At 38.8% G+C, this 20,708-nt stretch carries 13 protein-coding genes, 2 tRNA genes and 2 pseudogenes; 10 read left to right on the top strand and 7 right to left on the bottom strand.

The genetic code is table 11. The features are described from left to right. A pseudogene (locus DYY65_RS12900) lies at positions 1 to 1,188 on the top strand (AAA family ATPase); the annotation flags it as partial. Positions 1,189 to 2,765: 1,577 nt separating this feature from the next. After that, a complete protein-coding gene (locus DYY65_RS04090) occupies positions 2,766 to 3,965 on the top strand; it encodes an AAA family ATPase (protein WP_201449319.1) in 1,200 nt (399 codons plus the stop codon). 715 nt (positions 3,966 to 4,680) lie between these two features. Here DYY65_RS04090 and DYY65_RS04095 read toward each other — a convergent pair. Together DYY65_RS04095 and DYY65_RS04100 are read right to left on the bottom strand one after the other, a co-directional pair. Next, positions 4,681 to 4,926, bottom strand: a complete 246-nt coding sequence (locus DYY65_RS04095; protein ID WP_162476714.1) for an Lrp/AsnC ligand binding domain-containing protein — start codon at positions 4,924 to 4,926, stop codon at positions 4,681 to 4,683. 830 nt (positions 4,927 to 5,756) lie between these two features. After that, positions 5,757 to 7,157: an MBL fold metallo-hydrolase gene (locus DYY65_RS04100; protein ID WP_162476715.1), complete on the bottom strand. Its 1,401-nt coding sequence runs from the start codon at positions 7,155 to 7,157 to the stop codon at positions 5,757 to 5,759. Between the two features lie 312 nt (positions 7,158 to 7,469). Between DYY65_RS04100 and DYY65_RS04105 the strand changes: the two genes are divergently transcribed. The 3 genes from DYY65_RS04105 (at position 7,470) to DYY65_RS04115 (ending at position 9,310) form a co-directional block, all read left to right on the top strand. Further along, positions 7,470 to 7,600: transfer RNA gene (locus DYY65_RS04105), tRNA-Leu, on the top strand. A 249-nt stretch (positions 7,601 to 7,849) separates the two neighbouring features. Then, positions 7,850 to 8,557, top strand: coding sequence for an endonuclease III domain-containing protein (locus DYY65_RS04110; RefSeq protein ID WP_236561653.1), 708 nt, complete (start codon positions 7,850 to 7,852; stop codon positions 8,555 to 8,557). A gap of 198 nt (positions 8,558 to 8,755) precedes the next feature. Then, a complete protein-coding gene (locus DYY65_RS04115; RefSeq protein ID WP_162476716.1) occupies positions 8,756 to 9,310 on the top strand; it encodes a hypothetical protein in 555 nt (184 codons plus the stop codon). A 387-nt stretch (positions 9,311 to 9,697) separates the two neighbouring features. Here DYY65_RS04115 and DYY65_RS04120 read toward each other — a convergent pair whose 3' ends face one another. Together DYY65_RS04120 and DYY65_RS12905 are read right to left on the bottom strand one after the other, a co-directional pair. After that, entirely contained in the window at positions 9,698 to 10,330 is a 633-nt protein-coding gene (locus DYY65_RS04120) for a hypothetical protein (protein ID WP_236561654.1), read from the bottom strand. A gap of 39 nt (positions 10,331 to 10,369) precedes the next feature. Then, a pseudogene (locus DYY65_RS12905) lies at positions 10,370 to 10,471 on the bottom strand (AN1-type zinc finger domain-containing protein); the annotation flags it as partial. Between the two features lie 183 nt (positions 10,472 to 10,654). Here DYY65_RS12905 and DYY65_RS04125 point away from each other — a divergent pair. Together DYY65_RS04125 and DYY65_RS04130 are read left to right on the top strand one after the other, a co-directional pair. Then, positions 10,655 to 11,191: a metallophosphoesterase gene (locus DYY65_RS04125; RefSeq protein ID WP_162476718.1), complete on the top strand. Its 537-nt coding sequence runs from the start codon at positions 10,655 to 10,657 to the stop codon at positions 11,189 to 11,191. A gap of 457 nt (positions 11,192 to 11,648) precedes the next feature. After that, a complete protein-coding gene (locus tag DYY65_RS04130; RefSeq protein WP_162476719.1) occupies positions 11,649 to 12,173 on the top strand; it encodes a hypothetical protein in 525 nt (174 codons plus the stop codon). 554 nt (positions 12,174 to 12,727) lie between these two features. Here DYY65_RS04130 and DYY65_RS04135 read toward each other — a convergent pair. Together DYY65_RS04135 and DYY65_RS04140 are read right to left on the bottom strand one after the other, a co-directional pair. After that, positions 12,728 to 15,088 (bottom strand): amino acid permease, encoded by a 2,361-nt coding sequence (locus DYY65_RS04135; protein WP_162476720.1) that lies wholly within the window; start codon positions 15,086 to 15,088, stop codon positions 12,728 to 12,730. Positions 15,089 to 15,438: 350 nt separating this feature from the next. Further along, the gene (locus DYY65_RS04140) at positions 15,439 to 16,836 is read right to left on the bottom strand and encodes a cytosine permease (protein ID WP_201449320.1); all 1,398 of its coding nucleotides are present in this window, start codon (positions 16,834 to 16,836) and stop codon (positions 15,439 to 15,441) included. Positions 16,837 to 16,945: 109 nt separating this feature from the next. On the opposite strand from DYY65_RS04140, the gene DYY65_RS04145 reads away from it, so the two are divergent. Beyond that, a tRNA-Met gene (locus DYY65_RS04145) sits at positions 16,946 to 17,073 on the top strand. Between the two features lie 9 nt (positions 17,074 to 17,082). On the opposite strand, the gene DYY65_RS04150 is transcribed toward DYY65_RS04145, so the two are convergent. Next, entirely contained in the window at positions 17,083 to 18,480 is a 1,398-nt protein-coding gene (locus tag DYY65_RS04150) for a tRNA(Ile)(2)-agmatinylcytidine synthase (RefSeq protein ID WP_162476722.1), read from the bottom strand. Between the two features lie 507 nt (positions 18,481 to 18,987). On the opposite strand from DYY65_RS04150, the gene hisI reads away from it, so the two are divergent. Both hisI and thrC read left to right on the top strand, forming a co-directional pair. Further along, on the top strand, positions 18,988 to 19,320 hold the full coding sequence (gene hisI, locus DYY65_RS04155) for a phosphoribosyl-AMP cyclohydrolase (protein ID WP_162476723.1): 333 nt from the start codon (positions 18,988 to 18,990) through the stop codon (positions 19,318 to 19,320). A gap of 149 nt (positions 19,321 to 19,469) precedes the next feature. Beyond that, complete coding sequence (gene thrC / locus DYY65_RS04160) at positions 19,470 to 20,693, top strand: threonine synthase (protein ID WP_162476724.1); 1,224 nt, start codon at positions 19,470 to 19,472, stop codon at positions 20,691 to 20,693. Positions 20,694 to 20,708: the final 15 nt, after the last annotated feature.

A 20,708-nucleotide genomic window follows, 5' to 3' on the forward strand; every position in this document is an offset into this window, starting at 1 on the left:
CGCGATTGATCCTGCATTAAGGCGTCCAGGTAGGTTTGACAGAGAAATTGAGATTAAGGTTCCGGATAAGCGTGGAAGATTGGAGATACTACAGATTCATACGCGTAATATGCCTCTTGATACTGACGTAGATCAGGACAGAGTAGCAGCAGTAACTCATGGGTTTGTTGGTGCAGATCTTGAATATTTGTGCAAAGAAGCAGCTATGAAGTGCCTAAGAAGATTGCTACCTGAACTCAAATTTGGAGGAAGAAAAGCTTGCCCCAGAAGTTTTAAATAAACTTATAGTAATGATGAACGATTTCGAAAATGCTGTCAAGGAAGTAATGCCGTCAGCTATGAGAGAAGTCTATCTGGAATCACCAGATATCCCATGGACAGCAATAGGCGGTCTCGAAGACGTAAAACGCGAATTGCAGGAAGCCGTTAAGATACCCTGATTTGTATACTAAGTTAGGACATTCGATGCCCAAAGGATTACTTATGCATGGACCTTCTGGCACTGGCAAGACACTATTGGCAAAAGCTGTAGCCACGGAATCTGAAGCAAATTTCATTAGTGTCAGGGGACCAGAACTGTTGAGCAAATGGGTTGGAGAATCTGAAAGAGGTATTCGTGAAATTTTTAGAAGAGCTAGGCAAGCAGCGCCGTGCGTAGTTTTTTTTGACGAAATTGATTCAATAGCTCCTACCAGAGGAATGGGCGGAGATAGTATGGTTACTGAACGTGTAGTTTCTCAGTTGCTTACTGAACTCGACGGTATTCAGGCCCTATCAGGGGTAGTAGTTCTAGCTGCAACAAACCGGGCTGACATGATTGATCCGGCATTACTTAGGCCAGGAAGATTTGATAAGATCGTGTTCGTGCCGATGCCTGATAAGCCCGCAAGACAGAGAATCCTTGAAATACACTCTAAGGATAAACCTATTGGACCAGATGTCGATGTATCGAGAGTTGCTGAACTGACCGAGGGATTCAGCGGCGCTGACACAAGTTCCGTAGCAAACACGGCAGTTTCCTTGGTGTTACACGAGTATTTGGCAAAGTATCCCACTCCAGAGGAAGCAGCTAAACATGCTTCTGAGGCTCATGTAATGATGCGGCACTTTGAAGAAGGTGTAAAGAAGATTAAGACTCAAAGAGAAGGCAAACCTGGCGAGAAGGTAACCGTCCCATATTATAGGTAGCAAATAGAACGATCTTATACATAAGTGGGATGCTATGAGTTGATAGACGCTGCGAGTACCAATTTGTGGACCTAAAAATTTTCCAGACGGCTTGTGCAAATCCGAACCTCCTAAAATTATTGAAACGAAGTACTTTAGTCAAATACCTTGTCTGAAAAGAGATTTGTAGGAAACAAAATTGGTGGGTGATTCTGATTCAATATTCCAATTTGATATGATAGCTTTTGCATAAACTCATGATGCTATGTTGTGGTGGTGGTCGGCTCTTTATAGAATACTTGGATCACAAAATCACTGGCAAGTAATTTTGTCTTGTATTTCATGTTCCTTGGCCTTGTTCTTAACCTATACCCGCAACACGGGCACCATATTCCATTCCAATCTATGAATTCTTCACAGACTTGGCACCGTTTCTGTCCACTAGCATAGCGTCCCAAACCACTTGGTTTCCTAGCCTTATGACGTATACAGGTACCTTTGCAAGTCAGAAGATCGTCAAGCCTCCATACATAATATTCAATGAACAAAAATATATTTATATCTTGCCATGAATGTCAATATCTAAGTACTATCATGACTAACTTTGAAAAGGAGATTGCGCTAGATTAACACATATATGCCATTCTAAGCAGTCTTAGTATTTCTTTGAGCCCTTTGAATTCTAGTAAAGCATAACAATATTGACTTTGCATTATTTTAGAATGATAAACGTTGATTTTGATTGTCGCCATCTAAAGTATAAATGTAATTGGTAAGCTACGCTCCAGTTTAGTTATCTAAACAGCTAGTGATCTAAAGGATGAATTGAAAAAGGAATTGTTCAAATTAGGTCCAAAGTCTGGATTATATTTGCGGCCAGTTGCAAAGTCAATTAAATCGTTAAACGACTTTTTATGCCTTTAAATAACCAGATGTTTACAACTAGTAGGGTATTTCTGCAGCTATCTAATTTGGTGGGGCGGCGCAGTTGTACCAAGGTTCTATGAAACGTACTAGCCACATCATCCATAATAGGTATTGTAATCATCTGGTCATAATAAAAAGCTTCTTAACAATGTGTCTTGTATAAAATCAAATACTTTATTTGTAGCAGGAGGGTTCAAATTTATTCTTCCGTATTTCTAATCTGTTTATCATGTACTGTACTTAAAGCACTAGGAATTCTAGAAAGAACATTCTACTGACAGTCGGTACGTTAAAAGTAAAAAATGGTACTTGTTAATAGTCTTCTTTAAGGCCGACACCAGTCAATTATTATTTACGAAATAAAATAGATTGCTTCGACTACAAAAACTGCAGAAAAATTGTCGATAAGGGATGTCGAAGCGTACAAAGAGAAAAGGGAATGTGGGGTGTAAACGAAACAGTCTAACACAAATTTCAGTGGTTCCATAAGCATTCAACGAAACGTGTAACATCGATAGTACTAGGCAGAGAGTTGCCACCTATGTTGGTATCTGAAAGTTTTACCTAGCTCTGCAAGTACTACCGCTAATAATTATGATTAATATAACTCCATCACGTGATTAAAAAAGATGATGTGGTCTGAGGTCTATCGGCCGAGAACAGTAGAGCAGATGTTTGGAAACGAGGATGCCAGGATAAATGTGATCAAATGGCTGTCAAAATGGATTGACGGAGCTAGGCCTCTACTCTTAGTTGGCCCAAGCGGAGTTGGGAAGACAACGCTAGTCAAATTATTAGCACTTAAATTTGACTACGATTTAGTTGAAATGAATGCTAGCGACACCAGAAACAAGATAGATCTTGAAAGGTTAATTCTTCCACTGTTTAATAACAAAAGCGTGTCTGGAAGAAAAGTATTGCTATTTTTGGATGAAGTGGATGGAATATCCGGAAGAGAGGATTTAGGCGGATTAGAATATTTGATCAAAATAATGAAGGAGTCAACTATCCCTGTCATTATGGCCGCTAATACTCAAGATAATGCGAAGATTAAACAACTGTCAAAAGTTTGCAAGACTGTAAAGTTTAGTCCGGTACCTCCCAGAATTCTAGCTATATTCTTAGATTATGTGCTACGCAGTCATGATAAGAAGTTGGACGTAAAAGAAAAAAAATTAGTTATAGATCGCAGCAACGGAGACATTCGGGCTTTGCTGAACAATGCCCAAGCAAAGGTTGCTGGCTATGACGCAGTAGCAAATGATGTCTCCGAAATAGATATTGCGACTGCCATAAATGGATATTTCTCGTCTATTAATAGCCTAGAGGCAATGAACTACATCTCCCACGCAAATGCAACTTACTCAGATCCACGATTTGGCATGTCCTCTGATGAGAGGAGAAAAGATAAGCTTAATGCTTTCTTTTCCAGCATAGTCTCGTCAAGGATTCGGTATGATAGCATAGCCTCACTTCTTGATGTACTTTCCAAGGTAGATTTGGTTGTAGGACGCATGGCAAAAAATAGGCGATGGAGTCTATTGAGATATATAGATTACATGATCGCATACGGTCTTTTTGAAAATTCTAGGAAGCTCGGGTTAAAATATAACCAATATAGTATGATCTGGCCAATAATGGCGCCGATTTCTGCAAGAGGTCAATTAATGAAGAATTTGCTTCTTAAATTCGCACTAAAGACACACACATCGAAGAGCATATTCGGATCGCTGTATCTACCGTATCTAGTGAAGATTATGCATGATAATAACATAGATCCTAGAGAATTAGTAGTAGAGCTGAATTTGGATCAAAAAGAAGGCGAAGCACTAGCGAGAGAATTGGAAATAATGGCAAAAAAAGATCGGTAGTACATGTATTGGTTTTGACTACTGGTGCTAATAATTACGGGTTAAAGGACATTGTTAGTGAAAAAAGCCGTTAATAAGCAATATTTGATTACCGGCTCTTTTCGATCTGCTGATCAAGAAAACTATCTGTTTATAATAGTCAGAATCCCACAAGTTTGGTTAATTTCCCATTCATTAGACAATATTCAGAAGAAATCAAGGCAAGACCTCTACACAGCACTCATCACTTGTGAGATCACTCCTCCAAGGGTGATGATTATACCAAATACGGCAGTCAGATTGTTACTAAGCTGTAGTTTTTTAATCATTCTAATGTTGAGATCACATCGCAGAGAAGAGGTGTTAACTCCTAAAGAAAAATCAGAAGTTGAATTGTGAATGAAATAGTTCTAATCTGCTAAAACCTACTAACACCAAAGTTCTACCATAGTTTTAGAAATCTCAGAATAAAGCTACTATGCAAAACCAAAGGAATACATTCAGTATACACACTGGCTAATGCAGTAACCTCTTCTCATGATAGTTTCCCCATGTCGATAACTGGACTTGTAAATTAAGCAAGTTATCTAAGTATAGTAGCTAACAATATTCCGTTCAAGATAACTTTACAACCCTTGGTTAGGTATACAGATATTGAACAGAAATAAGTATGAGGCGGGATTCGTGAGAAGCAGTTGAGTTTGATCATTTTCGAATCTGTTCATCTGCAGACCGGTCAAGTGGTCAAATCTTCATTCTTGATCAGTGTCACAGAAGATGTGATATTAGCTATTTTTTTTAAATCAGTCCCAAGAGCTCTATTGAGATCTTCAATTGTACCTGCCTCGACTCTAGCTATGATGTCATATGGACCAAAATAGAGACTATCTGCTTCAACAACCTCTGATAATTCTCCGAGCTTAGCCAACACTTCTTCTAGGAAGCCGGTGTTACAAGTTATCAATACATATGCTATTGGCATAGTGATTTACTCTGTTCGTAAATAATTCTTCTAAAATATTTCTGGCACATGTTGTTAGAGCTAGCTAAAATCGTGATGACGAATGTAACATAACTCTTATTATATAGTAGAATTAAAGGCAATGCTGAAGTCGAGCTAAATTCTATCCTAGCCATTACTCATAACAATATATTTGGTTGAACCCTGCAGATCAATAGCCATCTGTTTTTTCGCTCCAGCCATATATCCTATTGAGATTTTTAATATAAATTCGAAGATATATACTTATGTTATGAAACGCAGGATTGACTTGAACCTGGTCTGATTGATTCCCTATGAGTCTAGGAAGTATGTCTCAAATTAGAAGCAGTCACTTGGACAGGTTTTTTAATGTAGTAGCAACAGCTTTAAGGATCAATTTAATTACTTAGAATCATGATTCGGTGCCGTCTCTTTATTGAGCAATTGCCAAATTCTTTAAAATTGCTCAAAGACCAGCCTCTATTATTCTTCCCTTCCAGTTAGTTAGTCCAGCAGATTCGGCCCCCTAGTGAATTAAAATCCGATTCATAGACCTTACATAAATGCACTCATAACATATACTCATTTATTTTTGGGCAAGCCGAAGAGTTAATATACTCTATTTTCATCTGCATTTGATTTAATTTTTATCGGTGTCCAAGGTTTACTAGGATCGACGATTTTTTAATGTTTGAAATCTGAGGAGGCTGATAGTGGCCTTATGTCAATCTAGGTTTGTATTAATTATGGGTGGTATCAATTTATCATATTCCCTTGTCCTAATTTCTAATTTTATCAAAAGATAAGCCTATTATTGTGTGCCATGTAATTCACTTTTTGATGGGGAAATTTTCTAGGAAGTATTTTCTGAGTCTATCTGCATTTGTATTACTTATCTTTATGTCGTCGCGAAAAACCTCTGTGATCCCTTTTAAAATTTTGCCCTTGTATGCCCTGATTTTTAAAAATGAAGGGGCATCTATCGATTCTGCTTGAACGAGTTCCATTTTTAATGCCGGACCTCTGGAAAGCATACCTTGCTCTGCTTCGCCACGAATCATGGAATCGTTCTCTTTATCTCTGTGTGGCCTATCAAATTGCATCGTATGTAAATTTATCTTATCTTCTATTACTACCCTTAATTTGTTCGCATCCTTCTCTAGCTTGAATGTATACTTCTCAAGTCCTTCCACCTCAATTATATTTCCTACAGACTTGTTTTTATTGCCGTCTATATTCGCAAAACCTGTCGCCTTCCAGACTACTCCTTCTTTTCCCACCGTTATCTTAAACCTTCCACCATCTCCACTAATCATGAGATGGGAGTCAATAACCTTTTGAAGATCATTGGTAGTCATAGATTTTACTGGGCCCCTGAACCACTGATTTTTTTTCTCATCAAAATCGTTTAGTCCAGAATAATGAACGAGATAACATTCTTTCACATTCCACGTTCTAAGCAAAAAATATGACTCACTTACTGAAATCATTCCAGTCTCGGGATGAGGGTTATAGGTTTGAGTGCCGAGAATCAAAAGATCTGGGTTCCACATCAGGTTCTCGTCTACATTGATCAGTGTCAAAAAATCCCAACCCATGATGATTTTTTTGTCCTGGAACTTAATGACATAGATAACAGAGCCAGGAGGGGTATTTTCGCCATGATTTGCAGGAACAGGTATAACATGTAGGGGACCTATTTTGACATCTTCATTAGCTAGAATCGGGGTAAAATTCAAATAATTTGTTTCCATTATGGTCGGAAATTTTTTTGTTATTTGCTCAAGGCACTCTTTCGTGCAATAAATAGTGATGGTACACGAAAATTCTTTGGCCTTGTCTGCAAGTTTAGGAAGATCGCTTACATGATCATCATGGGAGTGCGTTATAAGGACGGCATTAGGGATTTTTGATAGTGGCAATTCTAGTATCGGATTGATGCCGGAACCATGTGCAAGTTTCTCTAAGCTTCCCACTACGCCCTCACCTATGTCAACCAACAAATGAAAGATGATTTCTGATTGGGAAGCTGAAGCGAGTGTGCTGAAAACAGAGCAGGATGTATTCGCTTTTAATTCCTTTTGATTTATTTCGGCTGCTCTCTCAGAATGTTTCTCCTCGCCAATTGTAGAGACAGGGGGAAGAGTTCCATTGATTCTTACCAATAGCCCATCTACTGCTTTCATCTGAATGCGTGGAGAATCAGAGACCGATTTATTTACTAAAGCCATCAAATATCATTATTTGAATGTCTTATATATTGTATTTACGAAGGTCAAATACGGATTGATTCTGTGATGCAAATCATTTCATTTCTGTGGGCTAGGCTCACCCTCTTTAGCGCGCTTCAGCTGAAGTACAGCCTCATCTAAGGGTAGCTATGTTATAAAGGGCCCACGAAGCCTTTAACAACGACCTCTTCTAGGATCTAAGTACATAGATGGATAAGAAATTTTGAACAATGTAACCGATACTCAAAATAGGCTCCTAAAAATATACTTATAAAACCAGAATTATACATCAGTGTCAGATTATGTAGAAACGCGGGGGTTGCCAAGCCCGGTCAACGGCGTGAGATCAAAAAGATGGCTTACCGACACGACGCTCAGATGTATCGATTGACTGAGGTACCTCATCCCTTAGGGGTTCGTGGGTTCGAATCCCACCTCCCGCACCTGTATTTCAATACTCCTGAATTATATTTACATTATTATTAGAAAGAATAGTGGATTCCTGTAAAGAAGTTACTTCAGAAGTATGCCAACTACTTGGACAGATCGTTTTCATGTTCGACTTAGTCAAAGGAATATAAGCCAGGTACATTCTCTGATAACATGACATATCATCTACTCAGAAAGGAAAGTCATCCAATTCTTTCTATATATGCTATTATGTCTCTTCCTGTATATTCTAATCCATGCCATTGAAGAGTATATCTGCTCACAAAATATTTCTAAGAATGGAATCTGCGCTCTACAATGGGAATCTACCTAGACCAACTGCACTTAAGGGCCTTCAGGCAGAGCAGCAAGATCCATTCAAAATCCTTATTGGAACTATTTTATCAGCCAGAACTAGAGATGAAATTACAACGAGGGTTGTTCATAACTTGTTTAAGAAATTTAAGAATGCTAATGCACTTGCTGAGGCAGACTTAGAGGATATCAAATCCATCATCCGAAGTATTGGTTTCTATAACGTTAAAGCCGAGCGAATTAAGAAGGTATCGCAATTAATAGTCAAGGGTTTTAATGGAAAAGTTCCAAACGACATTAAAGATCTTATTGAATTACCGGGTGTGGGGCGGAAAACCGCCAACTGCGTTTTAGTATATGGATTCAACAAGGCTGCAATTCCTGTTGACGTACACGTTCACCGAATTTGTAATAGATTGGGACTTGTTGATACTTTGAATCCAGAAGACACCGAAATGGAGCTGCGACGAATTCTTTCTAAGAAATATTGGCTAAAAGTGAATAATACGTTGGTTATGTATGGCCAAAATATTTGTCTTCCTATAAGACCAAATTGTAACTTATGCAGTGTAAGGACAGATTGCAAATTCTATCGTACAATCATTCTACCCTCTCATAACTTGACAGGGAACAAAAAGGGCCAGCGGGTAACCTAATTTTGCATTTATTGTATGGAATACAATATTTGGAGTCTTAAACCTCGTGTTATTATTGTATGAATCTAATGCAGGAAACTGAGTAATTGCAACGAGTGCTTACGACAGTCCGACTCAAACAACAAACAAACTGACTGTTTGAGAATTTAGTGAATAATCTTTTATGTTTTTAAGTTAGGTGCTCTATTATTATCTAGATTGAACACCCCGCAAAGACGACGTAATCGTGCTACTAGATCGCAAAAGAAAATAGACCCTACTGAAGGTGCTGAGAAGGTGAAGGATATCGCAAAGACTATTCGTGCTGCCTCATACACGGCAAGAGATACAGTAAAAAAATTTCATGAGAGTGGAGCTATTACAGATCTTGCCGAAGCAGTACATGAGGCAGCTGTTGCAACTAAGGATACAGCAAACGAAATCAGTGATACTTCTAGAGAGATTAGAGATAGTCACGTAGCTGGCGATACGGCTAGTGCTGTTGAACAGACTGCCAAAGCGGCAGGTGAAACATTAGTAGCTGTAAAACAAACAGCCAAACAGCTCCCACGGGCGGCGCCGAGAACTACTAAAACCATTACAACAAGAGCCAGAGGTACACGGAAGGCAATTAAATTCATTAGAAATAAAACTGAAAAGAGAGTAAAAAACAATACTGCCAAAGCAAAGAACACGATGCCTAGAGTCAAACGAAAAGCAAAAGCATCATTGGCCGGGCGCAGGCAAACACCGAGACGGGAAAATAGCAAGTAGAAAAAAGAATTCAGGTTAATCTTGAGCAATTCCATTTTTTAGAAAATGCTTGAGCATTGCTATTAACGAGAATGCCGGTATTAGTTATATGATCCCTTCTTCCAAGCATACTGATATGGATCTTAATGTCCCAATTTTGCTGCAGTAATCTATTTTTTTTTGATTCGAAATATGACCCGATGGTATAGAAATTACAAATCATTCAGCAACGGTTTATATCGATTTTCAAGAGTATACATCATTGACCAATTCAACAATCTTATTATTTTCGCAAAATCAACTAAAAATAGATTGCAAACTGAGCGTGACCAAAAAGATGCAGCTACTGTTCCATAGCTTGTGATGAATAAGCTTAGGATAGCCGGCTGAACACTAGCAAGAGTCCGTTCAAATATACGCAATAATGAATAGAATCATCGCACCAGCCATGGTACATGCCCACAATATTTTGTTCCAATCGAAGATTTTCTGTCCGTCTAACACTCCAAATGGTAACATGTTAAACATCGCTATCCAAGCATTGAATGAAGCACCTGCATATAGGTATGACTGATATGGGTACAAGTGGGTTGATATTAGAAATGAAAATCCCATTATCAAATTAGTTAGTGGTCCAATGAGTGCAACCCTTCCAAACCTATTCTTGTCTGATAATCCAACCATAACTGCTCCTGGAGCTATAAACTTGAATGGCATAATGGGTAGTGCTGATATTGCTGTGATTATGAGGCCGTACAGCTGTGCGCGAAACTCGGCCCAGCTTCCATAGTATTGGGCTAAGAACTTATGAGCCAACTCGTGAACTAGGAAGGCGCTTACGAATATTGCAAGGATTTGCCATGAAACATGTCTGTAATGGTTAAGGGATAATCCCACTCCCACTATTAATATAGTAGCAACCACAAGATGTAACAATTCTGTTTTTGAACTCTTTATCCTTATGGCTCTTGAGACAGATCTTCCAACACTATTACTGAATGATCTTTGTGCACCGTTACCATCATTGGTGCGCTGTATCATGAGTCTTCTCTTTTCGGCAAAGTCATTAATGAAGGGACATGAATGATACATAGGAATCCTATGAAGATGACAAAAAAAATTCCCACAATAGTTGCACCGGAACGGTATGCTTTCTTCAGCGCTACACTTCTTACACTTCATTAATCGTATTTCAATTAATATGTAAATTTTGGATATATTAACTCAATCCCCCTACAGAACTATTTTAGAGCAGTTACCTAACTAAGTACTTACAAAATTACCTAACTATTATTCAACTAATCGAGATTAAGAGAAATTTAAGTGACCAGAAGGGTAAAATAGCCAACGAGTTCACCTTCTCGAATGAAAATCGGAATAATATCAGATACACATGACGACCTGGAGAATGTTCATAAGGCTATAGATCTTTTTAATGATGAGGATACAAATTATGTAATTCATGCTGGTGATTATGTCTTTCCAGGGGTGGTTAGAGAATTTCAAAATTTGGGCGCAAAATTTATTGGTGTACTTGGCAATAATGATGGTGAAAGATCACTTCTTCTAAAAAGCTTTCTTGATATTGAAGGGGAATTGAGGGGAGAATTAGGTGAAATAGATCTCGATCGGTTGAAGTTCGGAATATATCATGGAACATCGAAGGAAATCAAGGAGATGCTCGTCAATAGCGGCAGATATGATATCCTAGTTTGTGGTCACACTCATATACGAGAATCAACATTGGCTCTCAATGGAACAGGCAAAAACAATAAAAAAACGTTGGTTCTTAATCCTGGAACTGCCCACAAGAAAGTAGCAAGCAAATCCAGAGCATTTGAAGAGAGCGGGGTTATAATATTCGACACCCAAACTAAAGAATATAGATTTGTTGATCTATAGCTCTCGCCAGCAAAATGAGAAAATTTATAAACAAGCATTTGGATGAAGTACAAATTTGTATCGTAAGGACGTAGCTATATTTATGCCACAGTCCACTTTTGATTATGTTTATGATTATTCTAGGTACGTTAGAATGTGTTGATAAGTATGGTTTAACTCTATAACGTGATTTGGCCATAAATCTTTACACATATTCAAGTAATCTCAACATGAGTCCTGATAACGCCAAAGTGGAGCAACATGATCCAGACATTAAGATCGACATTAATAAAACTTCAACCGTACAATTGTTATTTATAGGTCAGTAATCATGGAATTCATTCTATCGACATCTCCGTATCTAAACAATCTAATGAAAATTTGATTCGTCTAAAATCAGACAAACAATGATTATAGACTTATTTATCATGAAGTTCTTCTAAGTTCGTATAAAGGATACTTCTGGTATGACTATTACATGAACACAAATACTAGAGCAACATCAACTATATTTGTACTCCTCGTGGTGACGACAACATCCTTCCTCTTAGTCGCATCAGGCGCAATGGCCGGCCTAGCAGCTAGTTCAGACCTCTCTCACGGTAGCGGCAAAAAAGGTGACCATGGCAGAACCGATAATAGCGTAAGTGAAAGTGGTAATAACATTATTAATAGTACAAAAAATAATAGTCCTTCGTTTACAACAACTAATGAAAATCCAAACTTGGATAATCTCTTGGCATGTGAATCAGGTGCAGCAAATGGATCAGGCCACATTACTATGAGCGAAGTTATGAATTGTTATTTGCAATTCTCCCGCGGTTCGGCTAGTTCTTTGGCAGTTCTAGGAGACCATCAAAATTCAGATAGCAAAGGAGGTGGCAGTGGACTAGGTTTGACTTCAGGCCACCATGCCAATTCCAAAACTATAACTCACTCTAGTCACCATAAGGGCGCAGCCGACTCGACTAGTCCAGGTCATAATCATACTACCACCAGCTGACCATAATATCAACGAGCAGAGCCAGTTCGTCTCTATCTTTTTTAATTACCTACGAAAGTTCAATTACCATATTCTGATCAATATCAACTTATAGTTAATTCTCAACTTTATCATAAAATTTAAAGATTAATCATATTGAAACCTGAACTTTCTAGATTTGGATACTGATTCTTTATGTTCCTCCACTTAATTAATATATCTTTTAAACTAATAAATTCAATTATGTATTAGTGTAATTTATAGGAGTCACACTTGTATTATATAGATCAGATATTTTTGATGTAATTATCTTAGACTGGGGGATAATTCCTTGTTCATATTTTGGCCAGTCTCTAATGTATATATCTGTAGAGCCATTAATAGAGCATATCAAAAATGTCTTCAAAATAGACCAATTACCAGTAGAATATCAGAAAGCCTCAGGTATGTTCATTGTATATTATAATTGCAAGACACACAAACAACATCTGAGTGCAATCAAACAGATGTTAGGAAGCTATATAGTTCAATAAGAGCATGAGAAAAATATGTGATAGATTTATGCCCACTCTCAATTATCTTCTAATGAGTTTTAGAAACCATACCTTTGCCCGGTGAACCCCTGGAAATGTAGACTCCTTTGCAATTACTACTGGACAATTCAACTGATTCAATACGGACAGTAGATTATTGTTATTGAGGAAACTGAGGCTGCTAATACTTGAGCCAGTGACAACTAAATCAGGTTGAGATGCGTTAACAGCAGATAAAATTAAATTTGCAAATTTTTCACTATTCCTTCTCGTTTCGTCTGACAAATAGATCTCATTGAATTCAACTCCCACCTGTTCAAGGTACTCCTTGCGTTTGTTGTCTTGCGTAAGACGATCTTCAAATTCCCTAGAGTTACCCTCCTGCTGGTCTTCTACTCTTTTAATTATGGCCAATACACTAACATTGAACTTTCCGGAATGTTCCAACCAGCTCGTAGCCTTAAGAACAACATTTGAATCAAATCCACCATCATATAAAACCACCATGTTCTTCTTTAAATTTAGGTCCGTTCGGCGATCTGTTTGATTGGAACTTGACCATTGCTCTAGTGAGGGCTCTAGGACAAAATCATCTCCAGTTGTTCTGATAGCTAGTACATCACAGGTAATCAAGGTCTGGAGTTTCCTATTGTTCCTGTATGTTTCAAAATCAATAATTACTAAATTGATTTTTTGTTCTTCGATCGTTGCTAATATCGCTTCGCTTGTATCATGTGAGATCCTAAACAGGTGATGACTCAAAATATTCTCTCCTTCTAGCATTTTTTCTAGGGGCTCAAATGACTTTCTAGCAGCATCTGCGAATGCAGTTCCAGCTGATAATGGGGTCTGTGTCGGTACTGTAAGTACCCTCAATACATTAACTTCCCCATCATTTTCTTTTGCAACTCTGATTGCGTATTTTATTAGCCTGTCAGGATTTTCCGGTGTGTATGGGATCAAGATCCTGTATTCCTTTCTAGTTAAATCTCCTTCACTAGTTACAAGTGGAGCATAATGCTCTATTTCCTTTTTAAAGGTGTACATACGATAGAGTGCAAAGCCGACGATAATCCAAAGGAATGAGATAAACCAACTCATTGGTTGGGTAAAAAGTAGATACAAAGCCAATCCAAGTTTAAGGAAAATACCAACAATTGGTATTATTGGAAAAAAGGGTATCTTAAATCCATAATCTAACTTATCGCCATAAATCCGTCTTATGTTAATCACTGCGATATTCACCTGTGTAAATAGTAATAGGAAAATAACCCCAGCAGCAACTGCGATCTGATCCAATGGAAGCGTGTATGCCATTACTGCCATTATGACGCCAGAGATTACTATGGCTACGTGAGGAGTTCTATACTTTCCATGAATAGCGCTCAGACGGTGTGGCAAATTGTAATGCCTTCCCATCGCAAATGCAACTCTGGAGGAAGAAAACGTGGTAGCATTTAGAGCGGCTAGACTAGATACAATACCTCCTAGCAGCACTATAAATGCGCCATAGGGGAGAAAGAAGCCAGCAGCTCTAGTTATACCTAGGTCTCCGTAATGGCCTATGAATTTCCAGGCTGGAATCCCTTTCGGAAATATTGCACCTATGGAAACAAACGCAACGAGACAGTAAAGAACAACTACTACCGCAAGTGAAATAAAAATAGCTCTAGGAATATTTTTCTTCGGGTTTTTCACTTCCTCGCCTGTTTGGACAATTATCTCGTAACCTTCAAACGCTATAAAAGTTAGCCCCATCGCTGCTACGATCCCGCCAATACCATTAGGAATAAAATCAGCGAAATTGCTTCTCCATTCTGGATGATTGTGAATAGTCCAAAGGCCGGCCCCGATCAAGGCAGCTATTGTCCCTAGCTGGACTACTGTAACTATTGTTCCAGCCTTGCCTGTTTCCGAAACCCCTTTGACATTGATATATGTGAATGCAGCTATTGACGCGACAGCTATTAATTTATCAAGAGGAATAATTCCCAAAAGTGAATGTTCTCCGACCATGTTCAGCATCCTTAAAAGACTGAACACAAATGAACCAAATCCTACCGCATACAAGCTTCCTGCCACGATATGCGCAAACCATGCCATCCAGCCACTTATGAACGCGTTCGGTCTGGGGAGCCCTTCTCTAACCCAAAGATATCCACCACCCGCTTCTGGGATGGCAGATCCGAGTTCAGCGTATCCCATTGCTGTGAATAGGGTAATTACTGCATTAATTATGAAGGCAATTATAACAGATCCGCCTGCTAAACCAATCGCTGAACCGGTTAAGACAAATATAGCTCCTCCCACTAAACCAGCCACGCCGATCATCAATACATCTACAAACCCCAGTGAACGTACTAAGTGCTGGTGTGGGGTATCCTCATTATGCGGGATAGACAAATATTCTATCTACTCTCGCCCCTGTATATTCAATATTAATTAAAGGTTTAGGAGTTTGTGCCCTGCAATTCGCGAGCTTCTAGAGGGAGATATCAACTTCAATATGGCTACGGAAGAACCACTAGTAGACCGGGCATAATTCCCTATTCATATTTCGAATATCCATTTATAATTCGGTAAAGCTAGTCCTTGGCTCAGATGTTTTGTTGACAAACCATCAGTTCCACCCAACTTGATTATTACAAGCGCAGAACACAAACAGCATCCGAATACAGTCAAACACCTTAGACAATATATTAAGAATGGAAGCCAAATTATGCGCCTGTCTCAATTAGTCAATTAACTTCTATCTATGTTTCTGCCCCAATTTTCCCAACTCTGTATTGCTTACCTTTCATTAATCCTAGATACAGCAATGACGATCCAACAAAGCTTGGAATTGTCGCACCGATCTGAGGCCATTGAAAAATGTAGATTGGAGATAATGAGGATAAAAGATAATACAACAAAACACCTACTAGCCAAGATATAATTGCAGGAATTCCAATTAGGAGATGTTTACCATACATCATATCGAGTGTGTATCGCCGGCGGTTAATTATGTAGTAGTCTGTAAGAACAACCCCAAACAATGGGACAAAGACTGCTCCGATTAAAAGGATGAAGGTCTCGTATCGAGATATTGGTATTATAACTGCTAAGACGGTGCTGAGGACTGTAAAGCCGATTATTAGATAACGTTGATTTATTTTGTGAAATACACTTTGGCTGGAAATGGCTGATGAATAGATATCTGCAAACGCGTTAGTAATTTCGTGTAATATAAACATGAACAAAAGCGAGCCAAAAAACATTGATTGAATCGAAACTATGATAGCAATAGTATCAGAACTATTAACTAGCAAACCTCCAAAATAGAATAAAATATTGGTAATTGCAAAGCCTATGAATGTGCCTATAAAGGCGCCTTTGTTATTTCTGGAAAAACGATTATAATCTGCTACTAATGGCATCCAAGATACAGGTAGAGCTATCACAATATCCAGAGCAGAGAAGAAAGACATTCCGGATTCGCCAGACGTAGAGAGTAGCTGTGAGAAATGACCAGACGCTAAAAGATTGATAATGATTAGAATCGAGGCAGCATATACCATCCAAACAGCAAATTTCTCAAGCCATTGTCGTATTATTGTGAGCGGCCCAACTAAACCAAACAGAATAATGGATGCTCCGAATACCAGGGTCCAGGCAGAATAGGAGATTCGATTCCCAGTCAATATTTCAGTTGCTTTAGACATTATCATGATTTCAAATACTGTCCACCCAACTAACTGCATCACATTTAATATTGCCGGGATGGATGCTCCATAGAGACCAAAGGAAGGTCTAGTACTAACAATGGAAGGAACTGCATGACCGCTCCCAATCCTTCCTGCTAAAGCTAGAAGCAATGAGCCTGCTACTGAGCCCACTATTATCGCAGGTATAGCGTAGGCAAATGGAGTAGCTGTGAGAAAAGAACCAGCAGAAAAGACTAGTAATCCTACACCTAGACTAGACCAAAGCACAAAATATTCAATTCCTCTAAGAGTTCTATCACCTCGTGGAATAGGTTCAATACCCCAAGTTGGTAGCTTTGCCCATGGAAACATCTTGCAGGTTACATTATATTTGCGACAATATGAATGTCGAGTTATTGCTAAATAATGGGCTCGAGAACTTTTTTCTGCCGAATCGTAAAATGACATCTCCATCTAATATCCATGTCACTAATTACATGCAACGGGATAATGACTAACCACTAGACTTGACGAAAGGAAATAGAGATATATTATACCATCGCAGAGGAAGTTTGTCAGCGGGGTGGGGAAGCCAGATTCTCAAAAGGACTAGGCTAGGTGATCCCGGCGGGCTCATAACCCGCAGAGCGGTTTCCACTTTATGCACTAAGCATGTGGCCGCAAGTTCAAATCAACCCCCCGCTACTGATCAACTCACAGGAGCCGAAACCATCCTTTGATCAATTCTGCATTCGGCCTAGACCATGATGATTTCTCAATTCCATACCTATGTGGTGGCTTCGTCAAATGTCGGCGAGATTTAGGTGTAGGGATATAAAGGCCAGGTTGAATGCTTCTTTTGTGAGGGATTGGGATCTTTTTGGCATTGATGTTCCTATATTTGCATTTGTCGCATTGAAATCCTTTATTCCGGCCCTCTGACTTCATCTTTTTGCGGCAAAACGTGCATAATGGATTTGACAAATCGTAGGTTTGCACAATAGACAATATTGAGATATATTCTACATTCAGAATCACCTGACTGGCTGTGTTGGAAAGATGAACTCCACACCCAATTTGGATTGTATCTCCTCTCTCAAGTTGCGAAGCAATGTGTGTAATACCAGTTGGTTCATAGACCGCAACTGGTCTAGAGGTGCCACTTGTGTCTTCAACAGCAAAGAATAAGTGACCGCCCTGTATAACCTGAGGTGTAGTGGTGACCGTTCCGACTACATAACCAGACATATAAGGTCTAATAGATGATAGTTGCAATTGGTTTTGCAAATGCATATCTGTACCCTGGTTTGAACGAAAAACCATGTATCCCTCCAAGCTCTCTTCTACACATAGTGAATTTAGAGAAGAGACCACAATTTCAGGACTTTCACCTCTTATGCCACAAAAAACGGGGTCTGGACCATGAGGTGCGATCAACACACGCCTGTGGGTTTGATCATAGTTATTAAAGGTATAAGGAAAAGTTCTATTGTCATAGTTTATGACACTTGTTACATTTATTTGTCTGTATGTTCCACAGTTGTCACGTGTTCGGTATGCTATAACTTCGTAAGTATAATCTCCTTCTTCTAAACTTCCTATTGCCGCCAATGAACCTACAATACCTTGACCGTTTCCAAAGGTGAAATAGCTCATACAATGTTTCTTTGCTACCTTTTCAGCAATTTGCCTACTTTGTACATCATACAGTGCAATTGCCCCGAAATCCTTGATCATTTTCGGGATGGGATTACCATTTAAGAATACAACGCCGGGATTTGCACCATTATTGATAGCTGATTCTTTTTCAACAATTAATCTTAATTCTTGGATTATTTTTTCATGGTCTTTAGCCTTAATTCTTAGACACACTGCTCCATTTCCTCGCGTCTTCATAGGTATATTCGGGTTTAATCTCACCAACAATGGATAATCGATGAATTGTGCATCAGAATTATCTAGTAAAAACCTGGTAATCTTAAAAGCAAGATGCGTAGTGCATTTCCCTTCGAGGGAGTCAGTATCATCAAATCCAATATGGAGTATCTCGCTCTGATTTATATCGTGTAGATTAGGTTCATATAACGAGCTCTTTGTATTCCAGCTCAACATTTAATGTGGTGAATTCTAAAAGTAATTGTAGATATTAACTATAACGATAGTTACAGGTATTAATGTTATGTTAGGTCAGGCCGATCAACAATGGATTTTTGGTAGACGAGATTACCTTAATCATCACCAACCAAACAAATACTTAAGTAGACTGAATTCGAGCCACATTCCCAGTATAAGTAATAATGGCAACTAATTATGTACTATCTTGAGTAGACCATTCAATTCCACTGGATTCGATATAGCTTTTTGAGTAGACCATTCAATTCCACTGGATTCGATATAGCTTTGCTGTGTTTTTATTTTTTAATAGACACTATAAAGCTCGCTCGGCAATTTTCCTCTCGGCGATCGCAAGTAAATAGTTACTGGCCGTGCCATATTGGCATTGGGTAACCTATAGAAATAACACTCGAACGAAGTTAATGCAATATTCACTAGGACTCAATGTAAGATTAATTGCAAAGAATCCGAATCATTTTTAACAATGGACACGAATATATTCAAATGCTAAAGTCAATTGAAGAGATAGACTTTACCAAACGTAATGGCCTTATACCTGTAGTTCTCCAAGATAGAAAGACAAAAGATGTTCTAATGCTCGCGTATACTAATAAAGAAGCACTAGATAATACTCTAAGGACTGGCAATGCCTGGTTTTGGAGCACATCACGCAATAAATTGTGGATGAAGGGTGAAGAATCTGGCAATATTCAACCTGTGCTGGATGTATGCGTGGACTGTGACTCTGATGCATTGTTGTATTTAATAGATTCCGAAGGAGCAGTTTGCCATACTGGTAATCGTTCATGTTTTCATAATAGATTGAATAAGCAATAGCAGGCCTCATTCAGTCAAGGGGAGTGAATAATATATTGACACTAACCTATATAAAGTTAATATTTATTAATGATCAAAATTAAGTATCACTAAAATTTTGATTAGCCAAACTTATCTACTCCTTTTAGAGAAAACTGATAATCACAGATATGGGTATCATACAATCGCTACGATGTAGGGAGTGCAGAAATGAATACGACCCTAAGTTTAGGTACATATGTGAAGAATGTTATGGGCCTCTTGATGTTATTTACAAGTTCGCTTCTGATATAAAAAGAGACACTTTCAGCTTACGAGAGAAGACTTATTGGCGATATTTCGAACTCCTGCCTATTGCTCACAAAGGCAATATTGTAAATCTGAACGCAGGCTTCACTCCACTTCAACATGCAGATATACTCGGCAGACAACTAGGAGGGTTGAAAAACCTATTTATAAAGAATGATTCTGTAAATCCGACATTTTCATTTAAGGATAGGCCAGCTGGCGTAGCCGTGTCAAGGGCAAAGGAGAGTAAATTGAAAGCAGTAGGTTGTGCTTCCACAGGTAACTTGGCGTCCGCAACGGCTGCTCACGCTGCCAAGGCAAAATTACCATGCTATATCTTTGCACCGACTGATATAGAAAATATTAAGATTGCACAAGCATTATCTTACGGAGCAGAATATGTAGCAGTAGATGGTACCTATGACGATGCAAACAGAGTTGCAGCCGTAGTAGGTGACTCAAAGGGCATTGGAGTGGTCAATATTAACATGAGGCCATATTACGTGGAAGGTTCAAAGACACTGGCCTATGAGGTTGCTGAACAGCTGAATTGGCAGGTCCCTGATCATCTTATTATTCCTGTTGGAAGTGGAGCAATGTTAAATGCAATTTGTAAAGGCTTCGAAGAGTTAAGTGATTTAGGATTGATTGATAGCGTAACAAATTTGAAGATCACGGCTGCTCAACCACATGGTTGTGCTCCTGTATTTAATGCATTTAAAAATAACAGCAATGAGGTTATTCCTGTTGAAAGACCTGAGACTATTGCAAAGAGTCTTGCAATAGGAGATCCAGGGGATGGCCTATACGTACTCAGAAGACTCAAACAATACAATGGAATTGCTGAGGAGGCCACAAATGATGAAATCATAGACGGAATACTGGCATTGGCAAAGACAGAAGGTATCTTCACAGAACCTGCTGGTGGAGTGGCAATAGCAGTACTTCAGAAGATGGTTGAAGAGGGTAAGATAGACAGAGATGAAAAAGTAGTTTGCTATATCACAGGAAATGGGCTAAAGGCAACGGAAGCACTAGCAACTGTGTTGCCTACTCTCAGTGTCGTGAAACCTGACGTACAAACGGTTTCAGCAATGATTAGATAATCCTGCAGTAGAGTA

The sequence above is a fragment of the Nitrososphaera sp. AFS genome (genome assembly GCF_009898475.1).
Lineage (GTDB): Archaea > Thermoproteota > Nitrososphaeria > Nitrososphaerales > Nitrososphaeraceae > Nitrosopolaris.

What these genes read in the sequence shown, in the direction of transcription:
- DYY65_RS04090 (WP_201449319.1), top strand. Translation starts at nt 2,766, where the DNA reads ATGTTTGGAAACGAGGATGCCAGGATAAATGTGATCAAATGGCTGTCA.
- DYY65_RS04095 (WP_162476714.1), bottom strand. Translation starts at nt 4,926, where the DNA reads ATGCCAATAGCATATGTATTGATAACTTGTAACACCGGCTTCCTAGAA.
- DYY65_RS04100 (WP_162476715.1), bottom strand. Translation starts at nt 7,157, where the DNA reads ATGGCTTTAGTAAATAAATCGGTCTCTGATTCTCCACGCATTCAGATG.
- DYY65_RS04120 (WP_236561654.1), bottom strand. Translation starts at nt 10,330, where the DNA reads ATGATACAGCGCACCAATGATGGTAACGGTGCACAAAGATCATTCAGT.
- DYY65_RS04125 (WP_162476718.1), top strand. Translation starts at nt 10,655, where the DNA reads ATGAAAATCGGAATAATATCAGATACACATGACGACCTGGAGAATGTT.
- DYY65_RS04130 (WP_162476719.1), top strand. Translation starts at nt 11,649, where the DNA reads ATGAACACAAATACTAGAGCAACATCAACTATATTTGTACTCCTCGTG.
- DYY65_RS04140 (WP_201449320.1), bottom strand. Translation starts at nt 16,836, where the DNA reads ATGTCATTTTACGATTCGGCAGAAAAAAGTTCTCGAGCCCATTATTTA.
- DYY65_RS04150 (WP_162476722.1), bottom strand. Translation starts at nt 18,480, where the DNA reads ATGTTGAGCTGGAATACAAAGAGCTCGTTATATGAACCTAATCTACAC.
- hisI (WP_162476723.1), top strand. Translation starts at nt 18,988, where the DNA reads ATGCTAAAGTCAATTGAAGAGATAGACTTTACCAAACGTAATGGCCTT.
- thrC (WP_162476724.1), top strand. Translation starts at nt 19,470, where the DNA reads ATGGGTATCATACAATCGCTACGATGTAGGGAGTGCAGAAATGAATAC.